The sequence below is a fragment of the Promicromonospora sp. Populi genome (assembly GCF_041081105.1).
Classification (GTDB): Bacteria; Actinomycetota; Actinomycetes; order Actinomycetales; family Cellulomonadaceae; genus Promicromonospora.
The window spans coordinates 682190-699394 of the sequence record NZ_CP163528.1 but is presented as its reverse complement, the minus strand read 5'-3'; the positions used below and the strand labels follow the sequence as shown (position 1 = coordinate 699394).

General features: G+C 72.5%; 15 protein-coding genes. 9 read left to right on the top strand and 6 right to left on the bottom strand.

Going from position 1 to position 17205, the window contains the following annotated elements; genetic code table 11:
* Positions 1-64: 64 nt before the first annotated feature.
* From fxlA to AB1046_RS03095, 5 genes are all read left to right on the top strand, one after another.
* The gene (gene fxlA / locus AB1046_RS03115) at positions 65-220 is read left to right on the top strand and encodes an FxLD family lanthipeptide (protein ID WP_369372339.1); all 156 of its coding nucleotides are present in this window, start codon (positions 65-67) and stop codon (positions 218-220) included.
* A gap of 91 nt (positions 221-311) precedes the next feature.
* Positions 312-3260 (top strand): lantibiotic dehydratase, encoded by a 2949-nt coding sequence (locus tag AB1046_RS03110; protein ID WP_369372338.1) that lies wholly within the window; start codon positions 312-314, stop codon positions 3258-3260.
* A complete protein-coding gene (locus AB1046_RS03105; RefSeq protein WP_369372337.1) occupies positions 3257-4432 on the top strand; it encodes a lanthionine synthetase LanC family protein in 1176 nt (391 codons plus the stop codon). Before AB1046_RS03110 ends, AB1046_RS03105 begins: the two co-directional genes overlap by 4 nt.
* Entirely contained in the window at positions 4429-5631 is a 1203-nt protein-coding gene (fxlM, locus tag AB1046_RS03100) for a methyltransferase, FxLD system (protein WP_369372336.1), read from the top strand. The genes AB1046_RS03105 and fxlM overlap by 4 nt, the downstream gene beginning before the upstream one ends.
* A 30-nt stretch (positions 5632-5661) precedes the next feature.
* Entirely contained in the window at positions 5662-6600 is a 939-nt protein-coding gene (locus AB1046_RS03095; protein WP_369372335.1) for a phosphotransferase, read from the top strand.
* 93 nt (positions 6601-6693) lie between these two features.
* Here the strand turns inward: AB1046_RS03095 and AB1046_RS03090 are convergent, their stop codons facing one another.
* On the bottom strand, positions 6694-7221 hold the full coding sequence (locus AB1046_RS03090) for an NUDIX domain-containing protein (RefSeq protein ID WP_369372334.1): 528 nt from the start codon (positions 7219-7221) through the stop codon (positions 6694-6696).
* Between the two features lie 71 nt (positions 7222-7292).
* Positions 7293-8120: a TrmH family RNA methyltransferase gene (locus AB1046_RS03085; RefSeq protein ID WP_369372333.1), complete on the bottom strand. Its 828-nt coding sequence runs from the start codon at positions 8118-8120 to the stop codon at positions 7293-7295.
* A 179-nt stretch (positions 8121-8299) separates the two neighbouring features.
* Between AB1046_RS03085 and AB1046_RS03080 the strand changes: the two genes are divergently transcribed.
* Positions 8300-9019: a sigma-70 family RNA polymerase sigma factor gene (locus AB1046_RS03080; protein WP_369372332.1), complete on the top strand. Its 720-nt coding sequence runs from the start codon at positions 8300-8302 to the stop codon at positions 9017-9019.
* Between the two features lie 40 nt (positions 9020-9059).
* On the opposite strand, the gene AB1046_RS03075 is transcribed toward AB1046_RS03080, so the two are convergent.
* Complete coding sequence (locus AB1046_RS03075; protein ID WP_369372331.1) at positions 9060-11930, bottom strand: hypothetical protein; 2871 nt, start codon at positions 11928-11930, stop codon at positions 9060-9062.
* 138 nt (positions 11931-12068) lie between these two features.
* Positions 12069-12959, bottom strand: coding sequence for a hypothetical protein (locus AB1046_RS03070; RefSeq protein ID WP_369372330.1), 891 nt, complete (start codon positions 12957-12959; stop codon positions 12069-12071).
* A gap of 184 nt (positions 12960-13143) precedes the next feature.
* Here AB1046_RS03070 and AB1046_RS03065 point away from each other — a divergent pair, with 184 nt between their 5' ends.
* A complete protein-coding gene (locus tag AB1046_RS03065) occupies positions 13144-14349 on the top strand; it encodes a sensor histidine kinase (protein ID WP_369372329.1) in 1206 nt (401 codons plus the stop codon).
* Positions 14346-14957: a DNA-binding response regulator gene (locus tag AB1046_RS03060; protein ID WP_369372328.1), complete on the top strand. Its 612-nt coding sequence runs from the start codon at positions 14346-14348 to the stop codon at positions 14955-14957. The genes AB1046_RS03065 and AB1046_RS03060 overlap by 4 nt, the downstream gene beginning before the upstream one ends.
* An 18-nt stretch (positions 14958-14975) precedes the next feature.
* On the opposite strand, the gene AB1046_RS03055 is transcribed toward AB1046_RS03060, so the two are convergent.
* Both AB1046_RS03055 and AB1046_RS03050 read right to left on the bottom strand, forming a co-directional pair.
* Positions 14976-15380, bottom strand: coding sequence for a YchJ family protein (locus AB1046_RS03055; protein WP_369372327.1), 405 nt, complete (start codon positions 15378-15380; stop codon positions 14976-14978).
* A gap of 22 nt (positions 15381-15402) precedes the next feature.
* Positions 15403-16236, bottom strand: a complete 834-nt coding sequence (locus tag AB1046_RS03050; RefSeq protein WP_369372326.1) for a helix-turn-helix transcriptional regulator — start codon at positions 16234-16236, stop codon at positions 15403-15405.
* A gap of 101 nt (positions 16237-16337) precedes the next feature.
* Between AB1046_RS03050 and AB1046_RS03045 the strand changes: the two genes are divergently transcribed.
* A complete protein-coding gene (locus tag AB1046_RS03045; RefSeq protein WP_369372325.1) occupies positions 16338-17111 on the top strand; it encodes an SDR family oxidoreductase in 774 nt (257 codons plus the stop codon).
* The last annotated feature ends 94 nt before the right edge of the window (positions 17112-17205 follow it).

Genomic DNA, 17205 nt, shown 5'->3' with positions numbered 1-17205 from the left:
CGCCCGCCAGGGCGGTACAGGGCGCCTGGGACGGCCCTGGGCGCTAACCGGAAGGAGAACCACCTTGTCCACTACCACGATCACCACCGCACCCATCCCCGAGCTCGACGACTGGTCCGTGTCGTTCGAGATCGTCGACGCGCCCGTCGTCGTACCGACCGCCTGCGACACGAGCGACGGCTGCGATCCGACCTGCGCGTCGTCCTGCACGAGCGACTGACCCAGGCACGCCACTGATCGCTGCGCGGGCCGGCCCAGGGTCTGCCCGCGCAGCACCACCAGACCGCACGCAACGAGGAAGGCCCCGGCAGATGTCCCGACCCAACAGGCTCATGCGACACAGCGGACCGGTCGTGCTACGCCTGGCCACCACACCGCACGGCGCGCTCGGGCACTGGTGGCCCGACCCCTACAACCAGGCCTCCGCCCTGACCTGGCTCCGGCAGGCGTGGACGATGGATACGTTCGCCGATCAGGTGCGTGCCGCCGCGCCCAGGCTGGCTGCCACCATCGACGCGGTCCTGACCGGGCAGGCCGAGCCGAGGACGGTGCGGCGGGTCACCGACTCCGTGGTTCGGTACGCGCTGCGGGCCACGGGGCGCGCCATCCCGTTCGGCCTGTTCGCCGGGGTCGCCACTGCGACCCTCGGCCCCACCCGCGTCGAGGTGGGTACGGACCACCGCCCCTACGCATCCGCCGACACGACCTGGACCGCGACCGTCCGGTCAATGCTCGAGTCCCGCCCGGACGTCCTGCCACACCTGATCCTCCAGGCTGTCGACACCGCCACCCGGCACGGTGACGTCCTGATCGTGCCGCGCCCCGGCGGGCAGACAGGGGTCGTGCCCGTCACCGGGCCGCTGGACCGTCTGCTCGACCTGACCAAGACCCCCGCCGCTTACCCGGACGTCGTAGACGCGCTGACCCGGGCGGGCGGCACACCGGACCGCATGGCGCGCCTGTTCGCCGACGCGCTGGCCGCAGGCGTGCTGGTCACGTCCCTGCACCCGGCTATGACCGTCACGGACCCGCTCTCCCATCTCCTGCGTACCCTCGGTCCGGTAGTCGGCGACCTGGACGTGGAGACGGCCGGGATCGTCGCTGACCTGGGCGAGGTGCTGCGGCTCATCGACGAGCACAACACCGCGAGCCCAGACGACGCTCGGCACCTGCGCAGCATCCTGGACAAGAAGATGACCCAGGTCGCCGACTCCGGGAAGGTCCGCCTGAGCATCAACACCCGAGTCGACGCGACCATCAGGGTGTCCGAGAAGGTCGTGCGCGAGGCCGAACGAGCCGCGCACGCGCTGATGCGCCTATCCCGGCACGCCCAGGGGCGTCCGACGTGGGCGGCGTACCAGGCGACGTTCTGGGACAGGTACGGCGCCGGGGTCCTCGTTCCCCTGCGGGATGCGGTCGACCTGGCCGCCGGGGTCGGGTTGCCGCACGGCTTCCCGGCCTCGCCGTGGCCGGAGCCCGCCATGAAGATCCTCGATCGAGACGAGCACCTCGCCAGGCTGGCGCAGGCCGCGACGATCGGCGACACCGAGGTGCTGCTCACCGACGACGACGTCGAACGCCTTGCCTGCACGCCCCTGCCCGACCAGGTGCCCGCGCCGCACGCGGCGATCTCCGTGCGTGTGCACGCACCTGACACTTCTGCCGTCGACGCCGGCGACTTCACGCTCACTGTTCGGCCCTCATGGTCGGCCGGTGTCCTGACCGGCCGGTTCACGCAGCTACTGGAAGACGGCGACCTCGCCGCGTCCTACCGGGATCTGCCGACCCTGACCGAGGGCGCATTGTCGGCGCAACTGTCGTTCACGCCGGTGTATCCGCACGCGCAGAACGTCGCCCGCATCCCGCAGTACCTGCCGCACGTGATCAGCGTCGGTGAGCACCGCGGCCCCGGTCCGGAGGTCATCGACCTGGACGACCTCGCCGTGATGTCCACGGGATCGCGGTTGCTGCTGGTGTCCCTGTCGCGCCGCCGCGTCGTCGAACCTGTCGTGCTGAACGCCCTGGCGCTGGAGAAGCAGGCGCCGCCGATCGCCCGGTTCATCGCGATGGTCGGGCGGTCCGCTTCCACCTGGTGGACCGAGTTCGACTGGGGCCCCGTCGCCTCCTGCCTGCCGTACCTGCCGCGGGTCCGCTACGGGCGCACCATCCTGTCTACGGCCCGGTGGACCCTGACGACCAGCGACCTTCCCGGCGGGTTTGGTCCGGCGTGGCACGACGCACTGCTCGCGTGGGCGCGGACCTGGCGGTGCCCGCAGGTGGTGGACCTGTCCGACGCGGACCGGACCCTGCGCCTGGACCTGACCGAACCCGCACACGTGCGCCTCCTGCACGCTGAGCTCGGCCGCAAACGACAGGTCACCCTCACTGAGGCTGCCTCGGACGAGGCGACCGCATGGATCGGGCACGCCCATAGCCTGGTCCTGCCGCTCGTGACGACCCGACCACCCGAACCGCATCCGGACCTGACGGACGCTCCCGTGCTGCGCAACACCGACGCGTCCACCCCGCATACCGGCCGGTGGGTGCAGGCGAAGGTCTTCACCACCCCGGCCGTGCTGAACCACGTCATCGCGCACCGCCTGCCCGCGCTCATCGCCGCCCTGGACGGGCGGCCCATGTGGTTCGTCCGCTACCGCAACGCCCAGGAGGACGACCACCTACGCATCCGGGTGGCCGGCACCGGAGACCGGGCCACGATCGGGCGCGCGATCGACTCGTGGTTCGCGCAACTGCGTGGTGCCGGGCTCGCCTCCCGGCTCGTCTACGACGCGTATCGACCCGAGACCGGCCGGTACGGGACCGGGCCGGTCGTGGACGTCGCCGAGGCCGTGTTCGCGGCCGACAGCGACGCCGTCCGCCACGCCCTGACCCACCCGCCGCACCGGGACCGGCGCGTGACCTGCGCGCTCGGGATGATCAACATCGCCCAGGGATTCCTCGGCGATACCGAAGGACTGCAGGCCCTGGCTGGGACGTCAGCCGGTGGTCCTGGCGAGCACGACGTGACCCGTCAGACCGCCCGCGCCGCCACGGCCACCCTGCCCGAGGACGCGCGCACCGCTGCCCTCCGCGCGTACCGCTTGTACGTCGACGATGCCCGCACGCCCAGGATCCTGAAGTCCCTGCTGCACATGCACCACAACCGGTTCATCGGGCCCGACCGAGACTCCGAGACCGTCGTCCTACACGCCGCCGCTCAGGCCGCCCGGTCTCTCCTGGCCCGGACGACCGAGCAGTGACCGGGCTGCACGCCCTCGGTGACGGGCTGGCCGGAACCCTCTTGCGCGAGGTCGTCGTTGCACGGCGGACAGGGCGGTGGGACCGTGCCGACGCCACACTGCGGGCGATGGCTCGCAAGCCGATCGCCTCGCACCCTGACCAGGTCGGCCTCTACCGCGGAGCGCCCGCCGCCGCCTACGTCCTGCACACCGCGGACCGGCCCGCCTACCGAGCCCAGGCCGACCGCCTCGACCAGGCTGTGACCCGCATCGTCGAGCAGCGACTGACGGCCGCCGAGCGGCGCCTCGACGATGGTGTCCCACCACGGATGCGGGAGTACGACCTCATCAGCGGGCTCACCGGCCTGACGGCCCTGCTGCTGCACACAGGCAGCAGCCCTGATCTGCTGCACCGCGGGCTCGCCTACCTCACCCGTCTCCTGACCGAGCCCACGTCCACCGGCGACGCGGAAGTTCCGGGCTGGTGGACCACCGACAGCCCGCGCGGCGTCCCCGACCTCGCCATGCTGGGTGGGCACGGCAACTTCGGGCTCGCGCACGGCGTCGCCGGCCCGGTCGCGTTGCTCGCACTGGCTGCCCACGCCGGACACGTCGTACCCGGGCAGCTCGAAGCCCTGCGGCACACGGGCGCGCTACTCACCGGGTGGGCACGACCCATACCCGACGGCGCCGGACACGCGTGGCCAGCACACGTCACCCCGGACCAGTGGACCGCTGGACCACCACCGGCGGCACGACGCACCCGCCCGTCCTGGTGCTACGGCACACCTGGTATCGCCCGAGCCCTCCAGCTCGCCGCCCGCGCCACCGACGAACAGGACCTGCAACGGCACGCGGAGATGATCCTGGCCGGCTGCCTGAGCGACCACGCCCAGCCCGACCAGATCACCGACGCCACTGTCTGCCACGGGTGGGCCGGCGTCATCCTCGTCGCCCGGCACGCCGCAGCCGACGCACTGCCGGACAGCGACCTGCCTGCCCTCCTGTCGGACGTCGAGGAACAGTTCGACCGGACGGTCCACGACGAGCCCGCGACCTACGCTCGTGGTCTGCTGACCGGGCACGACGGCGTCATCCTTGCCACGGAAACGACGCCCGCCACGACCATCTCCGACCCCGCAGGATGGCAGACCTGTCTCCTGCTCGACACACCAAGGAGCCTCACCCCGTGAACACCGCACCGGCAGCCGACGACCTACGCAACGAGCTCATCGACTCCATCACCCGGACCCGCCCGCTCCCGGCCCGCATCGAGGCCGCCCTGCGCACTGTGCACCGCCACGAGCACGTGCCAGGCATCGACCTGGAGACCGCGTACTCCAACCGCGCGATCTCCATCAAGGACGACCCTGACGGCCCCCTGCCGCTGTCCCTGGCGTCGGTGCCGTCCGTCGTCGCGATGATGCTCACCCAGCTCGACGCCCAGCCCGGGGACAACATCCTGGAGATCGGCGCCGGCACCGGATACAACGCCGCGCTCCTATCCGAGCTCGTCGGCCCGGCAGGGCACGTCACCACCGTCGACATCGACCCCGGTGTGGCGCTGTATGCCCGCAAGGCTCTCAACCGCACCGGATACAACGACGTCACCGTCATCGAACGCGACGGCCTGCTCGGCGCCCCCGAGCACGGCCCCTACGACCGCATCATCGCCGCCGTCGGCCTATGGGACATCCCGCCCGCCTGGTGGGACCAGCTCAAGGACGGCGGCCGCGTCGTCCTGCCGCTGCGCTGGCGCGGACAGACCCAGTCGGCCGCCCTGAACCGCCACGGCGACACCCTCGCCTCCGACAGCCTCGAGCTGTGCGGATTCGTCCCCATCATCGGACAGCACGGCGAACGCACCACCAGCCTGCTCGACGACCAGATCCGCCTCCACCACGACCAGGACCAGCCGGTCGCGCCCGCCACGCTCGACGGCGCCTTCGACATTGCTCCCGTCGTGGTGTGGTCCGACACACAGGTCGCCACCACCGAACCCTTCGACGGCATGTGGCTCCACACCACCGCACTGGATGATCGGGTCTGCCGCATCGAGATCACCCAGCACGCCATGGATGCCGGCGTCCAACGACCCGCCATACCCGTGCGCACGCCCGCGCTGGTCGACGGTGACTCCCTGGCGTACATGGTGTTCGACCGCACCGACGTCGCGCCCGGGCACGCACGCCTCGGCGCCGTCGGATACGGCAACCACGCGACCGCTCTCGCGAGCAGGCTGGTCGACCACATCGATACCTGGGGCACCCGTCGCGACCAGCTCCCGACCCTGACGATCACCAGGGGCCCTGCACGCGACGGCGCCGGGCACGCCATCGTCAAGGAGAACACCCAGATGGTGCTCAATCTGCCCGACATGACGACTCGGTAAGAGCGCCCCGACGCATGGCAGGATGCCCAGATGTCGTCCCGCGCCGACGCCGTCGATCCTGCCCGCATCGCCCAGTGGTGCAGGGAACATCTAGGCAGCCCGCCAGTGGACGAGATCTTCAGGTCCGGAAACCTGTCCGCGGTCATCGGGCTGCGGCTGGCTGACGGCAGGGAGGTCGTGCTCAAGGTGCGTCCGGACTCACCGCGGATCGCGGCCTGCGTCGAGGTGCAGCACCGCTTGTTCCAGGCGGGCTATCCATGCCCTCAGCCGCTCGCCACCGCCGCCTTCGGCCAGGACATCGCGACCGCGGAAACCTACGTCCCCGGTGGCACACCGCTCCCTAGCGGCGACGCGGCCAGAGCCTTCGCTGAGGCGTTCGCGCGGCTGATCGAGCTGGCCCCCCGGCCGGATGAGATGTCCACGCTCGACCCGCCACCGTCGTGGGCGGCGTGGAACCACACCGGGGACGGACTATGGCCACGTTCGGAGGAAAACCCTGACCTCAACCTCAACAGGGTGGCCGGTCCGGCGTGGATCGACGAGGCCGGGCGCCGCGCTCGCGACCGGCTGCGAGCCGGCGAGTCCGAAGCAGTGATCGGCCACTGCGACTGGCTTGCCGGCAACCTGCGCTGGAACGGAGACACGTTGCTGGTCGTCCACGACTGGGACAGCATGACCGCTGACAGCGAAGCCGTCCTCGTCGGCTTCGCTGCCGCGCTGTACTCGACCGTCAACGTGGACGACCTGGCAACTGTGGAGGAGACCGACCGGTTCCTCGATGCGTATCGCCACGCGCACGGCCGGGAGCTCAGCGCCGACGAGCTCGAACGGTCATGGGCGGCCGGCGTCTGGACCAGGGCCTACGACGCCAGGTACCAGCACGCGGTCGGGCAGCCCATCACCTCACTCTGCGAGAGTGAGGCCCATGAGCGCCTCTGTCGCGCTGGGACGGGCTCGCCGAGGCGATGACCGGGACGTCCTGCCACTATCGCTCCGGCGGATCCGAGCACCCTTCGCACGGCTACCAGACGGGCACGGCTGCACGCCGCCTGACCAAGACGGCTACTCGGTCAGCTTCGTGCTGACCGAGTAGCCGTTCTCCAGCTCCACCACGCCGCCATCGCGGATGGCGCCGAGCGCCGCCTCGATGCGGCGAGCGACCAGGGGACGCATCCGCTCGTGCACCTGATCGACCGTGCACCACGCCCAGGACCGCAGCTCCTCGTCGGCCAGATGGATCGCCGCGACCTGCTCGTCGGCCATGTGCCCGCCGTCGTACACGAAGATCAGGCTCTCCGTACGACCCTCGATCGGCGGGACGTAGTCCACCGCCACCAGGCGACCCGGCTCGACCACCAAGCCCAGTTCCTCATGCACCTCCCGCACGGCGCCATCGCGGGGAGACTCATTGCCCTCGACGGCGCCGCCGGGGGCTTCCCAGACCTGCTTGTACGTCGGCTCGCACAACAACACCCGCCCCGCAGCATCGGTGAACACCATCGTCGCCGCCGACCGCTTCTGCGGGATCGAGCGCGTGTGCTCCGCCGAACCGATGTCCTTGCCCGAAGTCTCTTCAAGAGCGATCGTCACGCTGACGAACCTAGCCGTGTGGTCGACACCGCGCTGGCTCGGCAGGCACAGCCGGCCGCGCTCCTGTCATCTCAGACGCGGGTCGCCCAGAAGGCGACCGCCGAGGCCGCCGCGACGTTGAGGGAATCGACGTCCCCGGCCATGGGGATGCGCACCACCAGGTCGGCGGCCTCGATGGCGCGCCCGCTCAGGCCGTCGCCCTCCGTGCCGAGCACGAGAGCGAGCTTCTCCGGCGGGTTCGCCACGAGGTCGTCGAGCGTGATCGAGTCGTCGGACAGGGCCAAGGCCGCGACCGTGAAGCCCTCCGCCCGCAGGGCCTGCAGGCCGTCGGGCCACGGCTCGATCCGCGTCCACGGCACCTGGAACACCGTGCCCATCGACACGCGCACCGAGCGCCGGTAGAGCGGGTCCGAGCAGCGCGGCGAGACGAACACCGCGTCCACGCCGAGCGCGGCGGCGCTGCGGAAGGCAGCACCGACGTTCGTGTGGTCGACGACGTCCTCCAGCACCGCCACGCGACGGGCACCCGCGCCGCCACGCGCCCCCGCGAGCAGCTCGTGCACACCCGGCAGCGGCGGCCGGTGCATCGCCGCCAGGGCGCCGCGGTGCAGGTGGAAGCCCGTGATCTCCTTCAGCAGCGGCTCCTCGGCGACGTAGACGGGCGCGCCGGTCCCCGTGATCAGGTCGGCCATGGAGTCGAGCCACTTGGGGGCCATGAGGAACGACCGCGGCCGGTGGCCCGCCGCGAGCGCCCGCCGGATCACCGTCGCGCTCTCGGCGATGTACAGGCCCTTGGCCGGCTCGTGCTTGGAGCGCAGGACGACGTCCGTGAGGCTGTTGTAGTCGGCGAGGCGCTCGTCGGCGGGGTCGTCCACTCGGACGACGTCGAGGGTGGTCACCGAGTCATTCTCCCCGTCCCGGGCGCGCCCTGGAACTCGGGTTGCCGGGCCGGGCCGGGTTGGTACGCCGTTATCGTCCCGTTATCTCTCACAGCGAAATCTCTCCCGCTTCCCTGGAGGGCCAAGACTCCATATGCTCCGGGCAAGGAAAGTTCGTCCCGCTCATGAGGAGAGTTGCGATGAGAACTACCCGAAATCCCCGATCGTCCCGCGCGCGACGCAGCAAGGAACCCACCCCGCACCCGGCGTTGCCCCAGTCCTACGCTGCGATGATCGAGCGCACGCCGTCGCTGGACGACGCCCAGCTCGAGTCCCTCCTGGAGCGCGCAGTCGCCGGAGCGGACGCCGCACGCACCCTCAACGCCACAGCGGTCTCCCCCAGTCTCCGCGTGCAGCTCGAAGCGCGGGTCAAGGACGGGCAATATGCGAAGGAGCGTCTTGTCCTCGCCCACCTCCGCCTCGTCCCGGCTATCGCAAGCTCCTATTCCGGCCGCCTGCCGTTCATGGACCTCGTCCAGGAGGGCAACGTAGGCCTGGTGCGCGCCGCGGACTCGTACGACGCCGCGCACGGCACGTTCGCCGCCTACGCCCACCGCTGGGTACGCCGCTCCATCGTCCGCGCGGTCGCCGCAGCGGAGCAGGCCGAGAGCGCGAGCCAGAACGGGCCCACCCCCGAGCAGACCCTGCTGCGCCGCACCGTCCGGCAGGCCCTGCGGCACCTCGACGCGGTCGAGGCCCGGGTGCTGGAGATGCGCTTCGGCCTCCTGGACGGCACCAGCCGCACCCTCGACGAGATCAGCCGCCGCCTTGGTGTCACCAAGGAGCGCGTGGTTCAGATTCTCGAGACGGCACTGGCCCGGCTGCGCGACGTCGTCAGCCCGGCTCCCCTCGCCGCGTGACCGCCGGCTGGGCACCCGACGGCCCAGCCGGCGTCAGCCGCTACCTCAGCCGCTCGACCACCTCGTCCAGCGCCTCGTGGTACGCCCACGACGCCGGATACCCCGAATGCGCCGCCACGGCGAAGAGATAGGCGGAACGGTCCATCTCCTCCGCCCCGCGGTCCACGTCGTTCTCCCCATAGCTCACCACCGGGAAGCCCAGGAAGTCGGTACGCCGCCACAGGTTCACCCACGCGGGCTTCGCACCGCAGGTCAGCAGTGACATCAGCGTGACCTGTTCCCCCGAGCCGGGCTCGGGGCGCTCCGGCGCCAACGGCGTCGCCGGAACCGCCCCGGGTCCGGGACTCACCTGGCCCACCCAGGGGTCCGCCGACCAGGCCGGACCGGTGCTGGGTGGTGTGCCGGTCGTCGTCGGGCCCAGGAGGTCCGGGAAGAACCGGCCGAAGATCGGCCGCAGCTGCAAACCGTAGGTGAGCAGGCCGAGGCGGCCGTCGGCGGTGTCAGGCACGACGGCGGGTGCGGCGCCGGGCGCGCCGAGCACGGCCTCGGGCACGGGGTTGCCCGCACGGATCAGCACCACCGCCGCGGCCAGCACCCCGCCCATCGAGTGCGCGGACAGCACCACGCGGCGGGTGGGGGCCACACGTTCCCGCTCGGCGTCGTCGGCGATGTCGGCGCCGGTGAGCCACGCGTCCACGCGTGAGCGCACCTCGGGCACCGCGCGCTCGGCGTAGCTCGGCGGGCCGAACGGGTGGGCGCTGCGCGGCATGAAGCACAGGAGGTCCCACAGCAGGCCCCACGGGCGCGCGACGCCGCCCGCGGCGCCACCACCCGCAAGAGCGCTGAGCACGAGGGTCGCCGCGAGCGTGCCGAGGGCGGGCACCGCGAGCCCGGACAGCCACGAGGGCACCTGGACGAGAGTGGCGTCTGCCTGCTGGGCGATCAGCGGGATGTGCGCCACGAGGGCCGCGACGTAGGCGGCGGCCGCCAGGGCGCCGGCGGCCAGCTCCACCCGGTGCGACGTCGCGGCGACCTGCCGGGCCCGCAGCACCCGCTCCAGCACGGGGTTGGGCCCGCCGTCGGGGTCGGGGGCGTCCGCGACCGCGCGCCACGCGGGTAGCGCCGGGCCGTACGGCGGCCCGACGGTGCGCGGCGCGCCGGGGATCCACAGCGGCCGGGAGCGGATCGTGTCGAGGACGTACGGCCCTACTACCGCGACCAGGATGAGCACGAGGGAGACGAGGACGATCACCACGGACGCGGTGCCGAACTCGGTGTAGACGGGCGGTACGCGCACGAGCTCGGCGTCGGGCACGTCGCGGACGATGGCGACCAGGCCGTGCCCGAGGGCCTTAGGCGCGGTCTGCTCCCCGAAGCGCAGGAACCACTGCACACCGAGCACGAGCAGGCTCGAGTACACAGCCGCCGCCGCGGCGGAGACCAGCAGGAACACGCCCGGCCCGGCGCCGTTCCAGCCCTCGTAGCGGCGACGGCGCAGCAGGACCGCCACCAGCACCACCGCGACCGGGCTCAGGACCGCGAGCACCGCCGTCGCCACCAGCAGGTAACGCACCGGGGCACTCGGCCCGGCCACCAGCACCACTGCCACGCAGATCGTGGCGATCACCGGCACTGCCGTCCAGGCGGCGACACCCCCGGCGCTGCGCGTGGAGCGCCAGGCCAGGCCGGTCGCGGCGATGCCACTCAGGGCGACACCGAGCAGCGCGGGCACGAGGTCCAGGCCGGGCAGGGCGGGCATCCGCTCCGGCTGCGGCCCGGCAAGGCCGGCGAAGCACGCCAGCAGCCACACGAGGAGCCCGGCCGCGAACACCACCAGTCCGGCGCGGCCCTTCCAGCGGGAGGTGACGACCTGGACGCCGTCGTCATCGGTACGCAGGGCGACGAACGCGCCCGCACCCAGGATCACCACCAGGCCGGCCGCAGGCAGGAACGGCATGGGCAGGCCCACGTCGGCGTACCGGGTCCAGGTGAGGAACAGCCCCGTCAGACCGAGGGCGGCGCCCAGGTGCGCCCAGAGCAGGCCAGACCCTTCGCGCTGCGACCAGAAGCCCGCCCGGTGCAGCGGTGGGCCCGACGGCGACACCGTGCCACCCGCGCGGATCACCGAGAACTTCGACTCGAACCGCACCTGACCGCTGCGCGCCACCGCCACCAGCACCACGACCAGCAGGACCGGGACGAGGGAGAGCAGCGCGAGGCGGTCGCCGACATCCATCCTGGCCAGGCCGTACAGGACGCTGGGGATGCGCGCGCACACGGGGACCACGGAGTCGGGGCCGGCCGTCGCCAGGCCGATGCAGCGGGTACCGATCACGGACAGCGCCACCGTCGCCACGGCGGACACGAACAGGAGCGTCAGCCCGAGGGCGAACACCCGGGTCAGGGCGGCGGTCGCCTCGGGAACCAGGCTGCCCGACGGCGGGCGGGCGGCGCTCCTACTGGCCGTGCCGCCGGCAGCACCCTCGTGGACGCCCGGCTCGGGGGCCGGGATACGCCGGGCCCAGTACGCGGCGTTGGCCAGGCCGAACGGGACCATCGACGCCCACAGCAGCCGCACGCCGACGGTTCCCACAACACCGAGCAAGCCCCCGAACGGGAGGCCGCCGAGCCGCGCCATCGCGCCCCAGGAGTAGGCCTCGCGGCGCACATCGGGGCGGATGGCGTGCACGTCGCCCGGCGGGAGCGCCTTGTCCCGTGCCTCGGCCTCCGGCTTCGGGATCCAGAAGCTGCCCAGGCTGTCGCCGTCGGACTGCGTCACCTCTTCGGGGGGCAGGCCGAGCGCGCTGTACGGCAGCGCGGTCGCGACGCCGTGGATCCGCAGCTCAAGAATGCTGGGCTGCGGGTCAGGTCGCTGCGGGCTGGTCGGGGTGCCGGGCGGCGCGCTGTCCATAGCGCCCCAAAGTAGAGCGAAGGGGCGGTGTACACATGCCGCCACGCGCAGCCCGGCCACATCCCGCGGAGATTCCACGAGATGTGGCCTCGGGCCCGGCCTAGGGACCCGACTTCAGGACTGGCTTCCGGGCTGGCCTCAGGACCCGACAGTGGTCGCGACCACCGCCGCGGCCAGCAGCACGTCGTAGACCAGGCAGGCCTCGGCGTACCAGCGCCACACCACCGCGTTCGCCCGGTGGTGGAACGCGTCCCAGACCCCGTGCCCCACGAGCCCGGCCGCGAGCACGTAGGCCCCGGTGTCCTGACCGGCGAGGGCGCCCACCAGCAGGCTGATCCCCGCGAACACCGCGAGCCCCGCCGCCTGCAGCAGCACCATCGACCGCCCGCGGATCTGGTTCCGCAGCACCCCTACCACCGGGTACACCAGGGCCATCGCCAGGATCAGCCAGGCCGGCAGGTCGCCCGCGCCGCCGAAGATCGAGCCGGCGAGCAGCACCAGCGCGAGCAGCACGGGCCACCGGCGCCCGAGCCACGCGAGGTCGAAACCGTGGACATGCTCCGTGTACTCGGCCGGACGCAGCAGCATCGCGCCCGCCATCGCCGGAACCATCAGCACGTGCCCCCAGAGCATCAGGTCACCCGCGCCGGCCAGGCCGGTCCAGAACAGCACCAGCAGCACCGCGAACGGCGCCGCCATCGCCGCGTTCATCTCCCAGATCGCCGACCAGCCGTGCCGCCGCACCCGCATCCACACGGTCATCGCGACCACCATGTCCAGGACCATCACCACCGCGCCGACGTCGGGCCGGCCCAGCAGCGCCTCGATCCCGAGGGCCGCGCCCACCCAGTCCCACGCGGGTGCCAGCAGCAGCATCCCGAGCACCATGACCACGACCATCTCGGCCAGGTGCGCGAGGAACCTGCCGACCTTCCGGGCCCGCGTCACGGGGGCGGTCCCCTGCGCCAGGTGCGCGTGCCCCGCCGCGACCCGACCCGTCGTCTCCGTCGTCTCCGTCGTGTCCGTCATCGTGATCTCCCCGTCCGGTGCGGCGTTCCTCGCCGCGCTGGTTCCCACGCTGTCCGACGGCGACCGCGGCCAGTAGTGCCGGACCGCACCCGGGCGCGGGCACATGTCACTACCTCGTATGACAGATGTCATCAGCGCCGCACGGACCGCCCCGGACCGGCGACGGCGCTGGCAGGATGACGTCATGAGCACCGCACGGGCCGTCACGGACGACGGCAGCAGCGGCCTCGTGAGCTTCCGCCGCAACGTCTGGTGGGGTCTCGCGGGGACGGTGGCGTGCGTGCTGGGCTTCGCGGTCGGCGACTGGGTGCTGGACCCGGACGTCCACGCCGGGCTGCGCGCGCTGACCGGCCTGTCGACGGCGGCCACGATCGTGGCGTGCAGCGTCCTGCTGGGCCGGCGGATGCGGGACCAGGGGCCGACGACGCTCTGGCTCGTGACCGCCTGCGGCGCGGGCCTGGTCGCGGCCGCGGTGCCGCTCTCCGTCGGCAACTTCGGGCTCTGGTCGATCGCGCCAGCCGCCACGATCGCGGTGCTCGTCATGTTCCTGCCGACCCGCCGGGCGTGGCTGGTCCTGGGCGCCGCGCTGGTCGTGCTGCCGACGATCGGCCTGGTCACTGCCCTGGCCACGGGCGAGCCCGACGTGGGGCATGCGGCGTGGATGCCCGCGCTGATGGTCGTGGCGTTCGGCCCGGCCATGCTCGGCATGCTCCACGGCTGGCAGGTCGCCGCCCGGCTCGACGACGCCCGGCGGGTCGCCGGGCAGCTCGCCGTGGCGGACGAGCGCCTCCGGTTCGCCGCCGACCTGCACGACATCCAGGGGCACCACCTCCAGGTCATCGCCCTGAAGAGCGAGCTCGCGGCGCGCCTCGCGGAGGCGGACCCGGCGCGCGCGGCCGAGCAGATGCGCGAGGTGCAGCAGCTCGCCGGGGATGCCCTGCGCGAGACCCGCGCCCTGGTGCAGGGCTACCGGCGCACCACGCTGGACGCGGAGATCGCCAACGCGTCCAAGGTCCTGGCCGCCGCGGGTGTGGCGGTCGAGGCCGACGTCGACGCCGGCCTCGCGGCGTCCCTCCCCGACGCACCACGCAGCCTGCTCGGCCTCGTGGTGCGCGAGGCCACCACCAACGTGCTGCGGCACAGCCGCGCCACCCGCGCCACGATCGTCCTGCTGCCCGACGACGCCGGCGCCCGCCTCATGATCAGCAACGACGGCGCGCAAGCGGCCCGCGGAGGTGCCGGGTCGACCGGGGCAGGCGACGGACCTGGCGGGACCGGCGACGGCACCGGACTCGTTTCCCTCGCGGAGCGGCTCGACGCGATCGGCGGGCGCCTGGCCTGGACCAACGACGACGACCGGTTCGCGGTCACCGCTACGGTGCCCGGATGATCCGCCTGCTGCTGGCCGACGACGAGGAGCTGCTGCGCGGCGCCCTTGCCGCCCTGCTCGGCCTGGAGGACGACCTGGAGGTCGTGGCCCAGGCCGCCACCACCACCGACGCCGTGCGGCTCGCCGCGCAGCACCGGCCCGACGTCGCCGTGCTCGACCTCGAGATGCCACCCACCGACGGGCTGCACGCGGCCGCGCAGATCCTGGCCGCCGCCGCCGGCACGCCGCCCCGGGTCATCATCGTGACCCGCCATGCCCGGCCCGCCGTCCTGCGCCGGGCTCTCGCCGCAGGCGTGAGCGGGTTCGTGCCCAAGTCGACGCCCGCGGCGCGCCTCGCGCAGATCGTGCGCGACGTCGCCGTCGGGCACCGGTACGTGGATCCGGAGATCGCCGCCTCCGCGCTCACCGAGAACGACTGCCCGCTGACGGACCGGGAGCTGGAGGTGCTGCGGGCGGCGCGCACGGGTGCCCAGGTCTCCGACATCGCGGGCGCCGTGCACCTCGCGCCGGGGACGGTGCGCAACTACCTGTCGTCCGCGATGGCGAAGCTCGGCGTCACCACCCGCCACGCCGCGGCCCACCGCGCCTGGGAGGAAGGCTGGATCTGAACCTTTCGGGGGTCAGCCCTACTCGGCGCCGCCCAGGCGGGAGTCGCCGTCTACGTAGTACCAGCGGCCGTCCTCGCGGACGAAGCGGCTGGTCTCGTGCAGGCTGCCCCGCACACCCGTGGCCGGGCGGCGGTAGTGGGCGGTGAACTCGACGACGCCGGTGGAGTCGAACGGGCCGCCGCGCTCGGTGCGGTGGATGTCGAGGCGACGCCACTGCTCGTCGCCGATCCCGGCGGTGGCCGGCCGGGTCTGCGCCGCCCAGGTCGCCAGCAGGTAGGCGTCGTCGCCGACCGTGAACGCGGAGTACCGCGAGCGCATCAGCGCCTCGGCGGTCGGGGCCGTCGCGGCGCCGGAGTGAAACCGCCCGCAGCAGGCGCCGTAGGTGTCACCGGAGAGGCAGGGGCAGCGATCGTCGTCAAGCACGGAAGAATCCTCCCACCTACGCCTACGCGAAGGTCTCGTGGCCCAGGACCGCCAGCAGGCGGATCTTCTCCTCCGCCTCGCTGTTCGGCGCCGGGGTGAGCACCAGGAGCGCCTGCGACTGGTCCTCGGTGAACAGCGCCTGGCAGTCCACGTCGATCCGGCCGAGCTCCGGGTGCACCAGCGTCTTGTGGTCCTCATATCGGCGCGACACCTCGTGCAGCTCCCAGACCCGGACGAACTCGGGGCTCTCCCGCAGCAGGGCGTGCAGCACCTCGTCGGCGGACGAGCCGGGCCCGGCCGCGGCGTGCGCGGCCCGCAGGGTCGCGACCTGGCTCCGGCCCTGGCGCTCGTGGTCGTCGGGCGGGTACACGTTCCTGGCGCCCGGGTCCGTGAACCACCGGTACACGGAGCTGCGGGCCAGACCGGCGGCCGGCGGTGCGCCGAAGATCGCCTCGGCGAGGCGGTTCTGCACGAGCGTCTCGCCCGCACCCGTCAGGATCACGGCCGGGGTGTCCTCAAGCCGGTCCAGCACACGCAGCAGGGGCGGCGCCACGTGGGACTCGAGCGGCATACGCCGGGGCGCGCCGTGCCCGGCGAGCCGGAACACGTAGTCGCGTTCCTCGACGGTCAGGCGCAGCGTCCGCGTGAGCGCGGCGAGCATCTGCTCCGACGGCTGCGGCCCGCGCTGCTGCTCCAGCCGGGCGTAGTAGTCCACGGACATCCCGGTCAGGGCGGCCACCTCCTCGCGGCGCAGTCCCGGTGCCCGACGGCGCGGTCCCGGCACCAGCCCGACGTCGGACGGGCGCAGGGCCTCCCGGCGTCGGCGGAGAAAGTCGGCGAGGGCTGCACGGTTCATGTCTCCATCGTGCGCCGGGCCGCGGACGGGAGCCAGGGATCGCCGGTCCCCGGTTCGCGGGGTCTCTCCCGCCGTCGGCCCGGGCGGCGCACGGTGAAGGCATGAACATCTCCGGTAACACCATCTTCATCCCGGGCGGGACGCGCGGCATCGGTCTCGCCCTCGCGACCCGCCTCCAGGCGAAGGGCAACACCGTGGTCGTGGGCGGCCGCAGCGCCGCCACACTGGACGCACTGGCCGCCGAGCACGGCTTCGGCACCGTAGTGATCGACACCAGCGATCCCGACTCGATAGTCAAGGCCTCCGCCGAGGTGATCAACCGCTTCCCCGAGGTGAACGTGCTGGTCCCGATGGCGGGGATCATGCGCGCCGAGAACTGGAACACCCCGGGTTTCCTGGCCGACGCCGAGGCGGTCGTCACGACCAACCTGCTCGGCCCGATCCGGCTGATCGCCGCGTTCACGGAGCACCTGCAGAGCCGCCCGGACGCGACCATCCTCACCGTGTCGTCGGGGCTGGCGCACGTGCCGCTGGGTGTCACGGCGTCGTACAACGCGACCAAGGCCGCGATCCACATGCTGTCGGAGAGCATCCGGCTGCAGCTCGCCGGGACGAGCGTGTCCGTGGTCGAGCTGGTACCGCCGGGGGTGCAGACCGACCTGATGCCCGGGCAGGCCGAGAGCGCGCACGCGCTGCCGCTCGACGAGTACGCCGACGAGGTGATGGCGCTGCTGGAGTCGGAGCCCGACGCGCACGAGATCCAGGTCGAACGGGTCAAGTTCTTCCGCTACGCCGAGGTGCGGGGCGACTACGACCAGGTGGTCGGCATCCTGAACGCGACCGACCGGCACGCGGCGGCGGCCGCCGCGAGCTAGTCGGCAGGCTCGGACCGGAGCACGCCAGGCAGGGAAAACACAGGAAGAACCTACGAATGCGGGGTGTGTTGCGCTGCGTAGATCTTGTCTACGC

Excerpts from the sequence above, each read along its gene's own strand:
- AB1046_RS03110 (WP_369372338.1), top strand. The coding sequence starts at position 312 with ATGTCCCGACCCAACAGGCTCATGCGACACAGCGGACCGGTCGTGCTA.
- AB1046_RS03070 (WP_369372330.1), bottom strand. The coding sequence starts at position 12,959 with ATGACGGACACGACGGAGACGACGGAGACGACGGGTCGGGTCGCGGCG.
- AB1046_RS03060 (WP_369372328.1), top strand. The coding sequence starts at position 14,346 with ATGATCCGCCTGCTGCTGGCCGACGACGAGGAGCTGCTGCGCGGCGCC.
- AB1046_RS03065 (WP_369372329.1), top strand. The coding sequence starts at position 13,144 with ATGAGCACCGCACGGGCCGTCACGGACGACGGCAGCAGCGGCCTCGTG.
- AB1046_RS03095 (WP_369372335.1), top strand. The coding sequence starts at position 5,662 with ATGTCGTCCCGCGCCGACGCCGTCGATCCTGCCCGCATCGCCCAGTGG.
- AB1046_RS03045 (WP_369372325.1), top strand. The coding sequence starts at position 16,338 with ATGAACATCTCCGGTAACACCATCTTCATCCCGGGCGGGACGCGCGGC.
- AB1046_RS03050 (WP_369372326.1), bottom strand. The coding sequence starts at position 16,236 with ATGAACCGTGCAGCCCTCGCCGACTTTCTCCGCCGACGCCGGGAGGCC.
- AB1046_RS03075 (WP_369372331.1), bottom strand. The coding sequence starts at position 11,930 with ATGGACAGCGCGCCGCCCGGCACCCCGACCAGCCCGCAGCGACCTGAC.
- AB1046_RS03080 (WP_369372332.1), top strand. The coding sequence starts at position 8,300 with ATGAGAACTACCCGAAATCCCCGATCGTCCCGCGCGCGACGCAGCAAG.